Source organism: Polaromonas sp. P1_G4 (assembly GCF_056405475.1).
This window is the reverse complement of record NZ_JBFUCA010000716.1, coordinates 1-1682: the sequence shown is the minus strand read 5'-3', so window position 1 is coordinate 1682 and position 1682 is coordinate 1. Positions and strand designations below refer to the sequence as shown.

The window sequence follows — 1682 nt, the reverse complement described above, 5'->3', positions numbered from 1 at the left end:
GTCCATGCATGCTTACGCCATCCAGGAATCGGCCGGCATGGTCAAGCTCGATGCCATGGAGAACCCGCACCGCTTGCCGGCATCGCTGCAGGCCCATCTGGGCCAGCGCCTGGGTGCGCTGGCATTGAACCGCTACCCGGATGGCCGCGTGAATGACCTGCGCCGTGCGCTGGCCGACTATGCGCAGATGCCCGAGGGCTTCGACATCATGCTGGGCAATGGCTCGGACGAGTTGATCTCGCTGCTGGCCATGGCCTGCGATGTGGAAGGGGGCTCCATATTGGCGCCGCTGCCGGGCTTTGTGATGTACGCCATGAGCGCGCAGCTGCAGGGCCTCAAATTCATCGGCGTGCCGCTGACGGCCGACTTCGAGCTCGACGAAGCCGCCATGCTGGCCGCCATTGCCGAGCACCAGCCGTCGATCATTTACCTGGCCTACCCGAACAACCCGACGGCCAACCTGTGGGACGACGCGGTGATTGAAAAGATCATCGAAGCCGTAGGCGAGCAAGGTGGCCTGGTCGTGATGGACGAGGCCTACCAGCCCTTTGCCAGCAAAAGCTACATCGACCGCATCGCCAGGCACGGCCATGTGCTGCTGATGCGCACCCTGAGCAAGCTCGGCCTCGCCGGCGTGCGCATCGGCTACATGATGGGCCCGAAAGCGCTGATTGCCGAGATCGACAAGGTGCGCCCGCCCTACAACATCAGCGTGCTCAACTACGAATGCGCGCTGTTCGCGCTGGAGCACCAGGGTGAATTCGTCGCGCAGGCCGCGGAGCTGGTGGCCCAACGTGCTGTGTTGCTGGAGGCCCTGGCCGGCATGGAGGCAAAGGGCGTCAAAGCCTGGAAAAGCGACGCCAACATGATCCTGGTGCGGGTGCCCGATGCGGCCAAAACCTTTGAGGGCATGAAATCGCGCAAGGTCCTGGTCAAAAACGTTTCTAAAATGCACCCATTGCTGGCCAATTGTTTGCGCCTGACGGTCGGCACCGCGGACGAGAACGTGCAAATGCTGGCGGCGCTTGAAAAGTCCCTATGACCACCCCTACCCACGCTCCCCGCATTGCCGAGGTTTCACGCAACACCGCCGAAACCCAGATCATCGTCAAGCTCAACCTGGACGGCACCGGTAAAGCCAGCCTTTCCACGGGCATAGGCTTTTTCGACCACATGCTGGACCAGATCGCCCGCCACGGGTTGATCGACCTCGACATCCAGGCCAAGGGCGATTTGCACATTGACGGCCACCACACGGTGGAAGACGTGGGCATCACGCTGGGCCAGGCTGTGGCCAAGGCTGTGGGAGACAAAAAAGGCCTGCGCCGCTACGGCCACGCCTATGTGCCGCTCGACGAGGCGCTGTCGCGCGTGGTGGTCGATTTTTCGGGCCGTCCGGGCCTCGAGATGCATGTTCCTTTCAAGAGCGGCATGATCGGCACCTTCGACAGCCAGCTCGCCTACGAATTCTTCCAGGGCTTTGTGAACCACGCCTTTGTGACCTTGCACATCGACAACCTCAAGGGCGAGAACGCCCACCACCAGGCCGAAACCGTGTTCAAGGCATTTGCCCGCGCGCTGCGTATGGCGCTGGAGATCGACCCGCGCGCCGCAGGCGTGATTCCATCGACCAAGGGTTCGCTGTAACCCCTTCGCACTCAACGCCGGGAACACGTCCAATC

General features: G+C 62.3%; 2 protein-coding genes. Both read left to right on the top strand.

The window, feature by feature from the left end; genetic code table 11:
• The coding region (hisC, locus tag AC1D1X_RS22565; protein ID WP_477699251.1) for a histidinol-phosphate transaminase at positions 1–1042 on the top strand (1042 nt) is incomplete at its 5' end.
• Positions 1039–1647 carry an imidazoleglycerol-phosphate dehydratase HisB gene (hisB, locus tag AC1D1X_RS22560; protein WP_457279710.1) on the top strand — a complete coding sequence of 203 codons (609 nt, stop codon included), beginning with the start codon at positions 1039–1041 and terminating at the stop codon, positions 1645–1647. The genes hisC and hisB, both read left to right, overlap by 4 nt.
• Positions 1648–1682: the final 35 nt, after the last annotated feature.

What these genes read in the sequence shown, in the direction of transcription:
- hisB (WP_457279710.1), top strand. Translation starts at nt 1,039, where the DNA reads ATGACCACCCCTACCCACGCTCCCCGCATTGCCGAGGTTTCACGCAAC.